The following is a 14762-nucleotide window of genomic DNA, read 5'->3' on the forward strand; positions in this document are numbered from 1 at the left end:
GGCACCCATCCGACGGGTGCCTCGACTCGTTCAACCCTAAGGCACGCTGAGCACGAATTCATGCTCATCCCCGCTTGGCGCGCCCGTGCGGGGTGCGGTATGACGCGCGGGCGCGGCCGTGTCGGGCGCGCGCTGCGGACCGTTGTCCCCACCCTGACCTACCCTGCCCTCATGACGACGGTGCGACGCGAGGTGGTGCACACGGTCGTCGACGGCGTGACCGTCGAGGTCCGACGCAGCGCCAAGCGTCGCCGCACCGTCTCCGCCTACCGTCAGGAGGGGCGGCTCGTGGTCCTCGTCCCGGCCCGGATGAGCCGCGCCGAGGAGGGGGAGTGGGTGCGCACCATGGTGGCCCGTGTCGCCGCCTCCGAGCAGCGCCGCCAGCGCAGCGACGGCGACCTCGAGCAGCGTGCGCTCGCCCTGTCCCGCGAGCACCTCGGTGGTCGGGCCGTGCCCGCGAGCGTGCGCTGGGTGTCCAACCAGAACTCCAGATGGGGCTCGTGCACCCCCGCGGAGGGCTCGATTCGCTTGTCCGACAAGCTCCGTGGCATGCCGGGGTGGGTCGTGGACTACGTCCTGCTCCACGAGCTCGCGCATCTGTTGCAGCCGGGGCACGGACCGGAGTTCTGGGAGCTGCTGCGCGGCTATCCCCGTCTCGAGCGGGCTCGCGGCTACCTCCAGGGTGTCTCCGCGGCCGCGGGTCTCGACCTCAGCGACGAGTGAGCGCCGACCGCGCGCGCCACCTGACGGCATACGACCACGTATGCCGTCACGTCGCGCCCATCCGTCCGCGCGGTCAGCGGGGGAGCCGGCGCCGGGCGGCGTCGACGAGCGGTCGCAGGTCGTCACCGGTGCCTTCGGGAAGGGCGTCGACCGGCCACCACCGCACGTCGATCGACTCGGCGCTGACGGCGGACGCGGCAGACCGTGCTGACACGGCCGCGAACCTGATGTCGAGGTGCTCGCGGCAGCGGCCGAAGTCGCCGGAGAGGACATGGCGATCGAGCTGGACGATCGTCGGAAGCACCGAGATGTCGGATATGCCCGACTCCTCTCGGGCCTCCCGTCGCGCGGCGTGCCACACCGAGGCGTCGCCCGGCTCGAAGTGGCCGCCGAACTGGAACCACTCGCGCGCCCGACGGTGCAGCGTGAGCAGGGCCGAGTCGCCCTCCTCGTCGAGCACGATGACGCTGCCGGTGAGATGAGCCGGAGGGCCGGCCTTGCTCAGGGCGTCGGGGTGCGCGAGCAGGTGCTCGAGGAAGTCGAGGCGCAGACGTTCCTGCTGGTCGTCGGGCGCCTCCCACGACTGCAGCCGGGCGACGGCGTCGGCGTGCAGGCGCCGCCACCCGGCTGCGTCGGCGTCCGAGGACCCCGACCCACCGAACGGGATCGAGCTCGAGCCCGTCACCGGGTGGGGCCTGCGTCGCCGTCGTCGCCGGACTGCTGCTCGTCGTCGTCGGAGCGGTCGTCGTGGACCGCTGAGCCGGGCGCCGTGCCTCGCTCGCGGTCAGCCTCCTCGAGGATGCCCTGCAGCACGGAGTCGAGGTCGTCGCCCAGCCCGGCACCGACGGCCTCGGGGGCGCCCACCACCCCGGCAGCACCCTCACCGGTGGCGCGCTCGACGTAGCCGATGAGGTCGTCGAGGTCGGCCGAGGTGGGAGCGAGGTCAGGGTGGGCCCAGCGACCGTCGCGCAGGGTGGCTCCGCCGGCGCTCTCGAGCGCGGCCCAGAGGTTCGCGGCGTCGCGGAGCCGGCGCGGACGCAGCTCGAGACCGACGAGCCCGGCGAAGGTCTTCTGCGCCGCGCCGCCGACGCGCCGGCGGCGGATCGTCTCGGCCAGGGCCGCCGACTGCGGCAGGTGCTGGGCCGTCGTGCGGTCGGTCACGTGGTCGACCCAGCCCTCGGCCAGGGCGAGGAGGGTCTCGAGGCGCTCGAGCGCGGCACGCTGGGCCGCCGTGGGCTGGGGCCGGAAGAGGTTGCCCTGCAGCGCCGAGCGCAGGGCTTCGGGGTCGGACGGGTCGATCGTCGACAGCGCGGACTCGATGGCCTCGGTGTCGATGGTGATGTTGCGGGCGTAGTCCGACACCGCCGACAGCAGCTGGGGCCCGAGCCACGGCACCTCGGAGAAGAGCCGGACCCGCGCAGCCTCGCGCACGGCCAGGTAGAGGCGCACCTGCGCGACGTCGATCTCGAGGGACTCGGCGAGCTGTGCGACGTTGCCGGGAAGCAGGGCGACGACACCGGGCTCGGTGAGCGGCAGGCCCACCTCGGTCCCGCTCACGACCTCCGTCGCCAGCGTGCCGACGGCCTGCCCGAGCTGGGCCGAGAACATCTGTCGGCTGAGGTTGCCGAGCATCGGCGCCCACTGCTCGACCATCTCCCGGGGGTCGAAGCCCTCGGGCAGACCCCCGGGCAGCGCTTCGCCGAACGCCTCGGGGCCCAGCTCTCCGACCTGCTTGCGCATGGCGTCGGACGTCGCGGCCGTGACGCCGTCGGAGACCGGCTCGATGAGCTCGAACCACCGCGGCATCGTCGCCTCGACCCACTCGGCGCGGCTGAGACCCGTCGCGCGCCAGACGGGAGAGGCCAGCGTGGTCTGCTCGTCGAGCCACAAGGTCGCGACGGAGACGGCGTCGGCGACCGCGCGGGCGGCCGCCTCGTCGTGGACGTCGTTGCCCTCGACGGTCATCACATGACGGCGGGCGACCTCGGTGGCCATGTCACGTGATCCGGTCGGCGACTCCTGAGCCGCCATGAAGGTTCCGAGCTGAGCCCGCATCGCGGCCTGTGTCGCAGGGTCGGTCGGGTCGACTCCCATGCTCTTCATGACCTCGGCGAGCTCGGGGTTGTCGGCGGCCTCGCCCAACACCCTCTCCAGCATCGCGCCGAGGTCGGAGGGGTCCATCCCGCCGAGGTCGGGCAGCCCCGGGAAACCCCCGCCCGGCCCGCCGCCGAAACCGGCGCCGAAGCCGGCAGGGCTCGAGCCGCTGCCGGGCGAGCCGGCGCCGGGACGGTTCAGGGGCAGCCCGAACGGGGACTCGCCGCGCGCCCGGCCCTCGTCGCCGGAGCCCGGGTGGTCGTTGGCTGCGCCCTGCTGGTCGGGGCCGGCCTGCTCCTCGCCGGGCGCGTCACCAGACAGGTCACGGGGAACCTCTCCGCCCTCGTCGTCCTTGTCGTCGCTGCGGTTGTCGTCACCGCGTCCACGGTCGTCGGCCATGCCTGCTCATCCCCAACTCGAACGGATCTCCTGCCGGCCGTGTGGCCGCACATCAAGACAACCACGGATGGACCCGGTTGGTTCCCCTGGATCAGGGCCCGACGGGGCGGCCGTGACACGTGGGCGTCGGCGGTGCAGCATACGATTGCGGGCGTGACGGTCACCCTTGTCGAGATCCGTGAGACACCCCTGTCTGTCGACGAGGTGCTCGCGAGCGTCTCCTCACCCCGGGCCGGTGGCGTGTGCCTGTTCGTCGGGACCGTCCGCGACCACGACGGGCCTGCGCCCGCCGACGTCGACGAGCCGGTCGACCAGCCGGTCGACCAGCCGGGCGACAAGACAGTGGCCGCCCTCGACTACTCCGCACACCCGCAGGCCGCCGAGGTGGCCCGCGCGCTCGCGGACCGCCTGGCGCACGACGGGCGCGCCGTCCGGCTCGCGGTCGTCCACCGGGTCGGCCACCTCGAGGTGGGCGACATCGCCGTCGTCGTCGGAGTCAGCGCGGAGCACCGCGGGGAGGCGTTCGACGTCTGCCGCGAGCTCATCGACGAGTTCAAGGCCACGATCCCGATCTGGAAGCACCAGCGCTTCGCCGACGGCGCCGACGAGTGGGTCGGGCTGCCGTGAGGACGATCAAGCGCGTGCCGGAGCAGCCCGCCGGCACCGACCTGCCGACGCGCGCCCAGGTGGCGGAGGGGGAGGACCTCGGCAAGCTGACGCGCGGCAACAAGGCCCTGCTCGCCGCCTTCTTCCTCTTCCTCGTCGTCGTGGTGCTCGGCTCCGTCATCCACCTGCCGTATGCCGTCATGAGCCCCGGGCCGACGCAGAACACCCTGGGCACCTCGGCCAACGGCAAGGGCACACCGATCATCACCATCTCGGGCCTGCCGACCTACCCCACCGACGGGGCCCTGCGCTTCACGACGGTGCGGGTCGAGGGCGGGCCGGGCTACCCCGTCAACGCGTGGGACGTCCTGCGGGCGTGGGTCGACCCGGCGCAGGAGGTCCTCCCGGTCGACCAGGTCTTCGACCCGCAGGTCACGCAGCAGCAGGTCTCCGAGGAGAACACCTTCCAGATGCAGGGCTCCCAGGAGGAGGCCACCGCGGTCGCGCTGCGCGCGCTCGGCAAGCCCGTCCCGACCCACATCGCCGTCATCGGACTGACGGCGGCCTCCAAGGCCAAGGGGCTGCTCGAGGCCAACGACCGGCTCGAGCGCATCGACGGCCAGCCGCTCCCCACGACCCAGGCCGTCCGCGACGTGCTCCAGAAGAAGAAGCCCGGCGAGACGGTGTCCATCACCGTCACCCGCAAGGGCAAGGAGCAGACCGTCGTCGTGCCGACCGTGGCGGGCCAGGGGGGCAAGACGGCCCTCGGCGTCCTGCTCGGCCTCAGCCACGACTTCCCGGGCAAGATCACCATCGACGCCGGATCGATCGGGGGGCCCTCCGCGGGGCTGATGTTCTCGCTCGGCATCTACGACAAGCTGACTCCCGGCCCCCTGGCCGGGGGGCGCCAGATCGCCGGCACCGGCACCATCGACGACCAGGGCCAGGTGGGGCCCATCGGCGGCATCCGGCAGAAGCTCGCCGGCGCCCGCGCCGACGGCGCGCAGTACTTCCTCGCCCCGGCCGACAACTGCGACGAGGTGGTCGGGCACGTGCCCGACGGCCTCGACGTCTTCAAGGTCGGCACCTTCGCAGAGGCCCGCACCGCCGTCGAGGAGATCGCCCGGGGCCAGACGGCCTCGCTGCCGCGCTGCTGAGGCTCAGTCCTCGAAGCTCGCCTTGAGGGCCTCGACGAGCCCGGGGGCGATGTCCTTGCCGGTCGCGACGGCGTCATCTGAGTCATGGTCGCGCTGGCGCAGCAGGCAGATCGACGCGCCGTCGCGCAGGACGGCCACCACGAGGCGGACGTCCTTGCGGTCCGGATGGGCCGCGAGGTGGTCGACGGCGTCCTCGCCGCGAGCCGGCAGCTCGCGCTCGGCCTCCGGCGGCACGACCATGCGCTCGATCGCAAAGGCGCAGCCGTCCACCTCGTCCGGCCACGCGAGCCGCCCGAGCAGGGTCTCGAGGGAGCTCGTCGTCGGCAGGCCCTCCTGCTCGATGGCGGTCAGGGCTCCTTCGGCGAGGTCGGAGGGCCCCATCTGCTCGCGCAGCTGCGGCTCACGCTGGAGCAGGTCGGCCGTGCGCACCAGCGCGAAGAGGCGGGCCGGCTGGTCCCAGCCCGCGGCGGCGACGTGGCGCTCGGTATCGAGGGCGGCGATGGCGAGGGGGTCGATGACGGGCTGCGAGTTCACGTGCCCATGCTGCCGTATGCCGCGAGCAGGGTCCGTGCGGACCCGCGCGTTCCCGTCCGGTCACGTTGCGGTATCACGCGGTGGGTGCCGCTGGACCGCGGGTTATGGTTGCCGCAGGCGGCCGGAGGAGGTCGCCCACGGGTCCGCTCGACCACCCGCCCGCCCCAGCACCCAAGGCACTCCACGTGAGCGACAGCAACTTCGGCCCCCCGCCGGGCAACTCCCACAACGACGACTCCGGCGCGCCCAAGCGTCCCGGCGCGGCCACGCTGCCGCCGACCCGACGTCCGCTCGTCACGGCGCTCGTCGTGACGGCCGTCCTGCTCGTGGTCATCGCCCTCGCGGCGCAGTTCTGGACCGAGGTGCTGTGGTACCAGTCGGTCGGCTTTGCGGGGGTCTTCACGACCCAGCTCGTCACGAAGATCCTGCTCGGTCTGGTCGGGGGTCTGCTGACGGCGGCGATGGTCTGGTCGAGCATCCACTTCGCCTACCGGAACCGTCCGATCTACGCCCCGTCGCCCGAGACGCAGGCCATGGACCACTACCGCGAGCTCGTCGAGCCGATGCGCCGCACCGCCACGGTCGCGGCGCCGCTCGCCGTCGGTCTCTTCGCGGGCCTCTCGGCGGCGACCCAGTGGGACACCTTCCTGCTGTGGCGCAACGGCAGCCCCTTCGGCACGACGGACCCCGAGTTCAAGCTCGACATCGGCTTCTTCGTCTTCGACCTGCCGTGGATCAACTTCGTCGTCGCGTTCCTGACGATGATCCTCGTCATCGGTTTCATCACGGCCGCGTTCACCCACTACCTCTACGGCGGCATCGTCGCCGGGTCCAAGATGCGCTCGACCCAGGCCGCTCGCGTGCACCTGTCGGTCATCGCGGCGGTCCTGGTCCTCGTGCGGGCCGTGGCCTTCTGGATCGACCGCTACAACCTCGCGACCGCAGAGTCGACGAAGATCACCGGCATCCAGTACACCGAGTCGCACGCGATCATCCCGACGAAGGGCATCCTGGCGGTCGCCGCCGTGATGTGCGCCATCATGTTCCTGACGACGATCTGGACCCGCTCCTGGCGCCTCCCGCTCGTCGGTGTCGCCGTCCTCGCCGTCCTCGTCGTCGCGGTCGGCGGCATCTACCCGGCGCTCGTGCAGTCGCTCAAGGTGCGGCCGTCGGAGAAATCCCTCGAAGTCACCTACATCCAGCGCAACATCGACGCGACGCGCGCGGCCTACGGGCTCTCCGGCATCACGCCCGACCCCTACGACACGAAGACCGTTGCCGCACCCGGCCAGCTGCGCGGCGACGCGGCGACCGTGCCGGGCATCCGACTCATCGACCCCAACATCGTGAGCCCGACGTTCAAGCAGCTCGAGGCGAGCAAGGGCTATTACCAGTTCGCCGACGTGCTCGACGTCGACCGCTACCAGATCGACGGCAAGTCGCAGGACACCGTCATCGCCGCCCGCGAGCTCGACCTGAACGGTGTGCCCGACGCGCAGCGCAACTGGCTCAACGACCACACCGTCTACACCCACGGCTACGGCGTCGTCGCCGCCAAGGGCAACACCCGTGAGCCCGACGGCCGCCCGACGTTCATCGAGTCGCAGATCGGCACGACGGGCGCGCTCGGGAAGTACCAACCGCGCATCTACTTCGGTGAGAGCTCGCCGGAGTACTCCGTCGTCGGCGGCAACAAGCAGGAGTTCGACTACCCGGACCCGAACGGCACCGGGCAGATCAGCTACACCTACGCCGGCACGGGCGGCGTGCAGCTCGACGCCATCAAGCGCCTCGCGTATGCCGTCAAGTACCGGGAGGTCAACTTCCTCCTCTCTGACGCGGTGACCAACGACTCGCGGGTCCTCGACCACCGGACGCCGCGCGAGCGCGTGCAGCGGGTCGCGCCGTGGCTGACCCTCGACGGCAACGCCTACCCCGCCGTCGTCGACGGCCGGGTGCAGTGGATCCTCGACGGCTACACGACGTCGGCGAGCTACCCCTACTCGGAGAACACGACGCTCGACACCGCCACCGAGGACGCCGTCACGAGCACTCGCACGGCCGTACGTGCCGTGCAGGCCGGCCAGGTCAACTACGTGCGCAACTCCGTCAAGGCCACCGTCGACGCCTACGACGGCACCGTGACGCTCTACCAGTGGGACGAGCAGGACCCCGTGCTCAAGGCCTGGATGTCGATCTTCCCCGGAACCGTGAAGCCGCTCAGCGACATCAAGGGCTCGCTCATGGCGCACCTGCGCTACCCCGAGGACCTCTTCAAGGTGCAGCGCAAGCTGCTGGAGAAATACCACGACACGCAAGCGAGCTCGTTCTACGGCGGCCAGAACTTCTGGCGCGTGCCCGACGACCCGACGCAGCCGGCCGACGCCCTCATGCAGCCGCCCTACTACCTCTCGCTCGCCATGCCCGACCAGTCGAAGCCGGCGTTCTCGCTCACGTCGACGTTCATGCCGACGGGTGACCGCAACGTGCTGTCGGGCTTCCTCGCCGTGGACGGCGACGCCGGGAGCCAGACCGGCAAGAAGTCGCCGGACTACGGCAAGCTGCGTCTGCTCGAGACGACGGGCGGGACGGTCAACGGGCCGGGGCAGGTCTACAACGACATGCGCACCTCGACGGTCACCTCCAACGACGCGTCGCTCGGCCGCCAGCTGACGCTGGCGCAGTTCATCTCGACGACCTCGTCGACGGGTGCCAGCGTCATCTTCGGCAACCAGCTGACGCTGCCTGTCGGCGGGGGGCTGCTCTACGTCCAACCGATCTACGTCCAGGCGCGATCGACGGGCTCGGGCACCTACCCGCGACTGTCGGCCGTCGCGGTCGCCTTCGGCGACAAGATCGCCTGGGCTGGCTCGCTCGACGCGGCGCTCAACGACCTCTTCGGCGGCTCGTCGGGCGCGCAGGCCGGCGACACCGGGACGACGCCGACGCCGGCCCCGGTGCCGGGTGGCACACCGACGCCGACACCGTCGGGCACTGCGACGCCGCCTCCGGCGGGCAGCGCGGACTCCGCGGCGCTGTCCAAGGCGCTCAAGGACGCTCAGGCTGCCTACGTCCAGGGGGAGGCGGCGCTGCGCAAGGGCGACTTCGCGGCATACGGTCAGGCGCAGGCCGAGCTCAAGGACGCTCTCCAGCGGGCCGTCGACGCCTCGCCGCAGGGCAAGGCGACCGCCAAGCCCTGACCGGGGCCAACATCCGAAGGCACTGTGGCAGCATGCGAATCACCCGCTGCCACAGTGCCTTTCGGCTTCTTGTGGCTTGATTCGTAGCGCGGTGTCACCTCGATTTGGTCTTGCAGGAGGTTTCGCGTAACGTTGCTCTTGCCGACGCGGGGTGGAGCAGCTCGGTAGCTCGCCGGGCTCATAACCCGGAGGTCGCAGGTTCAAATCCTGCCCCCGCTACTACGCAACATTGCGACTGTAGTGTTCAACGAAAGCCCTCCAGGTTCGCCTGGGGGGCTTTCGTCATCTGGTGGATTCGCGGACAGCGGTCGGGTGGCGCCACGAAGATCGATCCATGCCTCGCAACATCACGCGACCGAAACGCGTGCTCCCGTCGTCGCGCACCGTGGTCCTGGTGTGCCTTCTGGCAGCGGGGCCAGTCGTGGCCGCTTGCGACGGGGCAGGGACTGCAGCGCCTGTCGGCCCGTTCGCCCGCACCGTGTCCACGTCGGTCAAGGCGTCGGGGGCACGCCCGTCGACGTCGGCAGCGACGCCTTCAACGTCTACTGCTCGACCGTCGGCGTCTGCTGCCGCCCCCGTCGCCGCACGCGACATCTCACCGGTCCCCGTCATCCCGTCGGCACGCGTCCAARCCCTGTTGGGGCACCTGCCGCTGACCCGGGACCGGTGCTCGACGAGAGTGCGGACGCCGGACGTCGAGGCAGCATGGCAGGCGCTCTTCGGGCATCGGGAGCGCACCGACCTGACGGTGGAGGAGCTGGCCGGCCGCGTCGAGGCGGCCGCGGCGGCCGTGACCCGGTTCCGGTCCGAGCACAACTTCATGCGGCTACCCCTCGCGGACTACGAAACCCTCGAGAGGGACGCCCTCGGCCCGCGGGCACTGCCGCTGGGCCGGTACGAGTCGTTCGCCGCCACGCTCCTGGCGGGCAGCGGGGCACGCGCGCTGTACTCGGTGCCACGCCCGACCGCGACGCCCGACCCGCAGCTCGGACTCGCCCAGGACATCGTGTGGAACGAGACACGGCCCGTGCAGGAGAAGAAGGTCGGCGACAACAAAGTGGTCCGCGCGACGATGCTCAACTCGCTCCGCCAGCTCTCGGTGACCCCACCGGACGAGCTGACGCGCTCCATCATCGCGTTCGTCGGGATCAACGCGCCCGACCAGGCCGGGAGCACGACCGGACCGAACGCCCTCGTTCTGGTGGACGTCGTCAAGGGGGCCGCCGACACGGACCCGGTGTACGCATACGTCGGGCACGGCCCCGATGGGGAGGTGGTCGCGCACGAGTTCGCCCACCTGATGAGCTGGCGGGTGTGCGGCGGGATGCTCGACGCCCAGGGGAACTGGGTCGACCCGCTCTTCACGTCGCTGGTGCCCGGGTTCACCTTCTCTGCGCAGGCGGAGGCGACGCTTCTACAGGTCGGGGTCTATCGCGGGTGGACCTCGTGGGAGATCCCGCAGAGCGCACCGGTCGCAGTCGCTCGGCCCTACGGCGCGCGCAACCCGGAGGAGGCGCAGGCGGTGCTCAACGGTGAGCTGCTCATGGACAGCCGTTTCGTGGGACGGCTCTACACGGACGCCCCGGGCGCTGACCTCGACGCGGTCAAGGTCCAGCTCGCCGTGTGGATGGCGCGACTGGCCAAGTCCCGGCCGGAGTCGTACGCGTACTACCGGCTCACCGCGGACCTGGCCCGGCTGCGTGCCACGCTTCGTCAGCGGCTCGAGCCCTTCGAGGTGCGGGCCGCCGAGCTCACCGGCCGGGTGGACACGATCTACACGTCGACGAACCCCGCCGTCCTCGCTCTGCGCCGCGGCGGGATGACCCGACTCAAGCAGGCTGAGGATGTCGCGACGATGGCGTTGACCGGGCTGCCGCCATATCCGGCCAGTGCCTTCAGCCAGTTCCGCGACTGAGGAGCCGCTGCAGGGACCCGGAGAGATCCGGGCCCTTCGTCGTGTCTGGCCCGAAGCACTGGCGCGATGCCGTTCCCTCGCGGCAGTCTTGGCCCCTAGGCTCCACGACCGGTGGAGCGCGACGAGGGGCCGACACCATGGCGGAGACGGTCAGGGAGCGGGCCGCGCGCCTCATCGCGCAGGGCAACCCGGCGGGTCTGCTCTACGGCGCCATCCTCGCCGGCGCCGTCATGAGCGCCACGGCGAACCACGTCCCGTCGACGGCTCGGGTCCTCGTCGCGGCGGTCTTCGTGCTCGTCGTCTACTGGCTGGCCGACATCTACGTGCGGGCCTTCTCCGAACCGTTTCACGCCGGGCGGTCACCGTTGCCGAAGCGTCTGGTCGCTGCGGCACGTCACGAGTCCCGCGTGCTGGTCGGTGGCGTGCCTGCCCTGGCGCTGGTGGTCGTGGCCTCACTGTTCGGCGCCGACACCGCCCTCGCGGTCAACCTCGCACTGTGGCTCACCGTCGCCGAGCTCGGGACGGTGGGCTACTTGTCGGCCCGCTATGTCGGGTCGAGCCCACGGATCGCCTTCGGGGAGTCGCTCGCCGCAGGGCTGCTCGGGGTCGTCATGGTGGCGGCCAAGACCTTCCTGCACTGAGGCGGCGCGCTGAGCCGGCGCGTCAGCCGCCGCCGATCAGTGCGCCGCGCGAGGCGTCGTCCGGAAGATCGTCCGGCACGTCGAGGGTGAAGTCCGACGGCAGCCCCTCGACGGTCACGTCGCCGGACGTGTCCACCGTGACGGAGATGGTGGCCTCGCCGACGCGCAGGCCCTTCACCGTCAGGGCACCGAAGGGCTGAGGCGACGGCGGTCGCACCTGCACGCGGCGACCCGGCACGTCGACCGTGATCCCGAGCGCCACGGTGAGCATCGCCACGGCCGACGCGGCCGCCCACGCCTGGGGGCGACAGGATGCTGGGTACGGGGCCCACTGTCCGAGCGTCGCCGAGTCGGCGAAGAGCTCGGGGAGCCGGTAGTCGAACGCCTCCCCGACGTCCAGCAGCTTGCCCACGACCACGGCGGCTTGGGCGGTATGGCCCTCCCGCGCCATGCCCCAGGCACAGATGGCGGTGTCGTGGACCCACACCGATCCCGTGTGGTAACCGATGGGGTTGAAACCGCCGTTGTCGGTCGCCAGCGTGGCGATGCCGAAGTCACCGAGCATCCTCGAGCCCACGAGCGTGTCGGTGACCTGTTTGGCCTCGCTCGTCGTGAGCGCTCCGGTGCCCAGGGCATGGCCCATGTTGGACCCGACGCCGTCCACCGGACGGGCCGTGCCGTCGATGGCCATCGCGAGGTAGCGCTCGTCGGGCGGTCCGACCCAGAACCGCGACCGGATGCGCTGTTGGAGCCCGTCGGCCCACTGCTCGAGCTCCACCGCCCGTGCCAGGTCCGACGGGTCCGAGGGCTCCGACCGGTCCCCGTTCGACGCGGGCCCATCCGTGCTGTGGTCACCGAGCGCCCGCAGGAGCGCAGCTGCGCCGACGGCCGCCTCGACGGCATACGCCTGAGCTTCGATGAGCGCGATGGGGGAGGCCGCGATCGACCCGTCCCGGAACCGCATGGAGTCGCCCGAGTCCTTCCACCCCTGGTTGGCCAAGCCGTGGCCGCTCTCGTCGACGTACTTGATGAAGCCGTCCTCGTCGGGCGTGGCGAGGTCGGTCAGCCAGGACGTCGCCGCGCGCAGGTGCGGGAGGAGGGAGCGCACCTCGTCGATGTCCATGCCCCAGCGCCACGCGTCGTGCAGCAGGCAGATCCACAGAGCCGTGGCGTCCACCGTGCCCCAGTAGACCGGGGGCAGGCTGAAGTCCACGGACACGTCCTCGTATGCCGTGCGGCGCAGCTCGTGGGCGATCTTGCCCGGCGCTTCCGCCGTGTCGGCATCATGCTTCGTGCCCTGACGGCGGGCGAGGGCTCGGAGCGTGCCAGAGGCGAGCGTCGTTCCCAGAGGCAGCATCATCCTCGCCGTCCAGAGCGAGTCGCGGCCGAAAAGCGTGAGGTACCAAGGGGTTCCGGCAGCAGCGAACACGTCGCGGGGGTCGGCGGGATCCCTCAGCAGCAGGCTGCGGAGGTCGGCCATCGACGCCTCCAGCAGCTTGCCGAGGCGCGGGTCGCTCGCGTCGACCTGGAGGCTCTCCGGCCAGTCGACGGCGCCCGAGCCGCTGTCGGCCGGGAAGTGGCTCTCGCGTCGGCGCTCGGTCTGCACCTCGACCTCGACCTCGCTCTCGGTCCCGGGAGCGATCGAGAGGGCGAAGGTGGCCAGCACGCCGTCCGGGCCGACATCGAGGTGGTCCGGGGCGGGGGAGAAAATCACGCGAACCGACTGCGCCTCGCTCTGCCAGTGAGCGGCCGCACCCTGGCCGACGGTCGGGCTCGCCCCGTCCCCGTGCCCCGGATGGGCCTCGAGCAGCTCGCCGCTCGCGACGCCGGCCTTGACCGGGCCGATGTCCGCGCCGTCGCCACCGAGCCTGATCACGAGCGGGGCATCGACGACCCGGGAGGCTCTGGAGGCCACGGAGATTCGTTCGCGAAGGGTCCCGCCGGCCACGCGGCGGCGGCGGTGCAGCTCGACGGTGGGGTCCGGGCCGGGGTCACCGAGACCGCGGGCCGAGGTGAAGAACTCGCTGCGCGGGCCGCGGCTGGAGTGCGCCACCTTCACGAGCTGCGCCGCTCCGAGGCTCACGGTGAAGTGGGAGACGGACCGCTGGTCGTCGACGAAGAAGCCGTGTGCTCCGCGTCCCCGCATCGACCCGTCCGTCTCGCTGAGGGCCGTGCCGTTGCCGTCGACGCAGATGGCCAGGTCGTGCAGCCAGGGCTGTTGGCCCACCGGCGCCGTCGTCGGTTCTGCGCTCGCGGCGCCGTCCGTGCGGTGCGTGGTCATGGGCCCTCCAGCTCGTGCTCGTGCCTGCGACGTGTTCTGCGGAAGCGACGCGCCCTCTTGACACGGCCGCACGGGGAGCACAGTATCCGGATGGCCATAAATACGTTTAAATCGCCACGGTTTGAACGTTCCACTTCGGAGAGACGGCGTCAAGGGTGACTTCGAGTTCTTCTGCCACGCGGCGGACGACGATCAACGATGTGGCACGCGCCGCGTCGGTCTCCCGCCAGACCGTGAGCAACGTCGTCAACGCACCGGAGCGCGTCGCCGCCGACACGCTGGCCCGGGTCCAGGCGCAGATCGAGATCCTCGGCTTCCGCCCCAACCGAGCGGCTCAGTCGCTCAAGCAGGAGCGGGCCGGCGCCTGGGGCCTGGAGCTGAACTCCGCGGGCTTCGGACGGCTCGGCTCGATCATCGACACCTTCCTCATCGAGCTGACGGGGGGAGCCTCCGTCCGGGGATCGCACATCGTGCCCTTCACGGCGCCGGACCCCACCGAGCCGATCCCGTCCTACGAGCGGCTCGTCGCCAGTCGGGTCGCGGACGGCTTCGTGCTCACCGACACCCGCCGCAACGACCCGCGACCCGGCTGGCTCGACGCCCACCACGTGCCGTATGCCGCGTTCGGTCGCGTGTGGGACGACCCGAGCATCACCTCCTGGGTCGACGTGGACGGTGCGTCGGGTATCGAGGCGGCCGTGCATCATCTCGCGGCGCAGGGCTACAAGAAGATCGGCTACCTCGGTTGGCCGGAGGGCTCTCCCGTCGGTGACGACCGTCGCTCCGGCTGGGCACGGGCCACCGCGGAGCTCGGCCTGGCGCACCCGGGGTGGCAGGCGACGAGCCCGCAGGCGCTGGAGTCCGCGTCCCGCGCCGCGGCCGGGCTTCTCGATGTCCTCGGACCTGGTGCCGCGATCGTGTGCGCCTCCGACGCGCTGGCCCTGGGTGTCTGGCGCGTCCTCGTCGAACGCCGGCTGTCGCCGGGCGTCGACGTCGGCATCGTGTGCTTCGACGACACGGACATCGCGCACGCGCTCGACCTCAGCAGCCTCCACCAGCCCCTCGACCGCGTTGCCGACCGCGTGCTCCACATGCTCGCAACCGGTTCCGACTCCCGCGATCCCGCGGGTGGTCTCCTCCTCACCCCCGAGCTCGTCGTCAGATCCAGCTCGAAACCTGCGGGCGACCGCATGACACGGAAAGAGAAGTGAC

At 71.3% G+C, this 14762-nt stretch carries 11 protein-coding genes and 1 tRNA gene; 8 read left to right on the forward strand and 4 right to left on the reverse strand.

The window, feature by feature from the left end:
• Positions 1 to 171: 171 nt before the first annotated feature.
• Positions 172 to 723: a YgjP-like metallopeptidase domain-containing protein gene (locus AB4030_RS15220; protein WP_442280052.1), complete on the forward strand. Its 552-nt coding sequence runs from the start codon at positions 172 to 174 to the stop codon at positions 721 to 723.
• A gap of 73 nt (positions 724 to 796) precedes the next feature.
• Here the strand turns inward: AB4030_RS15220 and AB4030_RS15225 are convergent, their stop codons facing one another.
• The gene (locus AB4030_RS15225; protein WP_442280053.1) at positions 797 to 1408 is read right to left on the reverse strand and encodes an NUDIX hydrolase; all 612 of its coding nucleotides are present in this window, start codon (positions 1406 to 1408) and stop codon (positions 797 to 799) included.
• A complete protein-coding gene (locus tag AB4030_RS15230; RefSeq protein WP_442280054.1) occupies positions 1405 to 3216 on the reverse strand; it encodes a zinc-dependent metalloprotease in 1812 nt (603 codons plus the stop codon). Before AB4030_RS15230 ends, AB4030_RS15225 begins: the two co-directional genes overlap by 4 nt.
• Before the next feature lie 153 nt (positions 3217 to 3369).
• Here AB4030_RS15230 and AB4030_RS15235 point away from each other — a divergent pair, with 153 nt between their 5' ends.
• Together AB4030_RS15235 and AB4030_RS15240 are read left to right on the forward strand one after the other, a co-directional pair.
• Entirely contained in the window at positions 3370 to 3843 is a 474-nt protein-coding gene (locus AB4030_RS15235) for a molybdenum cofactor biosynthesis protein MoaE (protein ID WP_442280055.1), read from the forward strand.
• A gap of 14 nt (positions 3844 to 3857) precedes the next feature.
• A complete protein-coding gene (locus tag AB4030_RS15240) occupies positions 3858 to 4979 on the forward strand; it encodes a YlbL family protein (RefSeq protein ID WP_442280056.1) in 1122 nt (373 codons plus the stop codon).
• Positions 4980 to 4982: 3 nt separating this feature from the next.
• Here the strand turns inward: AB4030_RS15240 and AB4030_RS15245 are convergent, their stop codons facing one another.
• Positions 4983 to 5513: a PPA1309 family protein gene (locus tag AB4030_RS15245; protein WP_442280057.1), complete on the reverse strand. Its 531-nt coding sequence runs from the start codon at positions 5511 to 5513 to the stop codon at positions 4983 to 4985.
• A 185-nt stretch (positions 5514 to 5698) separates the two neighbouring features.
• On the opposite strand from AB4030_RS15245, the gene AB4030_RS15250 reads away from it, so the two are divergent.
• The 4 genes from AB4030_RS15250 (at position 5699) to AB4030_RS15265 (ending at position 11269) form a co-directional block, all read left to right on the forward strand.
• Positions 5699 to 8713: a UPF0182 family membrane protein gene (locus tag AB4030_RS15250; RefSeq protein ID WP_442280058.1), complete on the forward strand. Its 3015-nt coding sequence runs from the start codon at positions 5699 to 5701 to the stop codon at positions 8711 to 8713.
• Positions 8714 to 8858: 145 nt separating this feature from the next.
• Positions 8859 to 8932: transfer RNA gene (locus AB4030_RS15255), tRNA-Met, on the forward strand.
• Positions 8933 to 9392: 460 nt separating this feature from the next.
• On the forward strand, positions 9393 to 10628 hold the full coding sequence (locus AB4030_RS15260) for a hypothetical protein (protein WP_442280059.1): 1236 nt from the start codon (positions 9393 to 9395) through the stop codon (positions 10626 to 10628).
• Between the two features lie 137 nt (positions 10629 to 10765).
• Positions 10766 to 11269 carry a hypothetical protein gene (locus AB4030_RS15265; RefSeq protein WP_442280060.1) on the forward strand — a complete coding sequence of 168 codons (504 nt, stop codon included), beginning with the start codon at positions 10766 to 10768 and terminating at the stop codon, positions 11267 to 11269.
• A 22-nt stretch (positions 11270 to 11291) separates the two neighbouring features.
• Here AB4030_RS15265 and AB4030_RS15270 read toward each other — a convergent pair whose 3' ends face one another.
• Positions 11292 to 13550 carry a glycogen debranching N-terminal domain-containing protein gene (locus tag AB4030_RS15270; RefSeq protein WP_442280061.1) on the reverse strand — a complete coding sequence of 753 codons (2259 nt, stop codon included), beginning with the start codon at positions 13548 to 13550 and terminating at the stop codon, positions 11292 to 11294.
• A gap of 200 nt (positions 13551 to 13750) precedes the next feature.
• Between AB4030_RS15270 and AB4030_RS15275 the strand changes: the two genes are divergently transcribed.
• The gene (locus AB4030_RS15275) at positions 13751 to 14761 is read left to right on the forward strand and encodes a substrate-binding domain-containing protein (protein WP_442280062.1); all 1011 of its coding nucleotides are present in this window, start codon (positions 13751 to 13753) and stop codon (positions 14759 to 14761) included.
• The last annotated feature ends 1 nt before the right edge of the window (position 14762 follow it).

It is taken from the genome of Terrabacter sp. 2YAF2 (assembly GCF_052114705.1).
Classification (GTDB): domain Bacteria; phylum Actinomycetota; class Actinomycetes; order Actinomycetales; family Dermatophilaceae; genus Terrabacter.

Bases quoted from the DNA above. Each gene is read 5' to 3' on its own strand.
- AB4030_RS15220 (WP_442280052.1), top strand. From the start codon at position 172: ATGACGACGGTGCGACGCGAGGTGGTGCACACGGTCGTCGACGGCGTG.
- AB4030_RS15270 (WP_442280061.1), bottom strand. From the start codon at position 13,550: ATGACCACGCACCGCACGGACGGCGCCGCGAGCGCAGAACCGACGACG.
- AB4030_RS15265 (WP_442280060.1), top strand. From the start codon at position 10,766: ATGGCGGAGACGGTCAGGGAGCGGGCCGCGCGCCTCATCGCGCAGGGC.
- AB4030_RS15230 (WP_442280054.1), bottom strand. From the start codon at position 3,216: ATGGCCGACGACCGTGGACGCGGTGACGACAACCGCAGCGACGACAAG.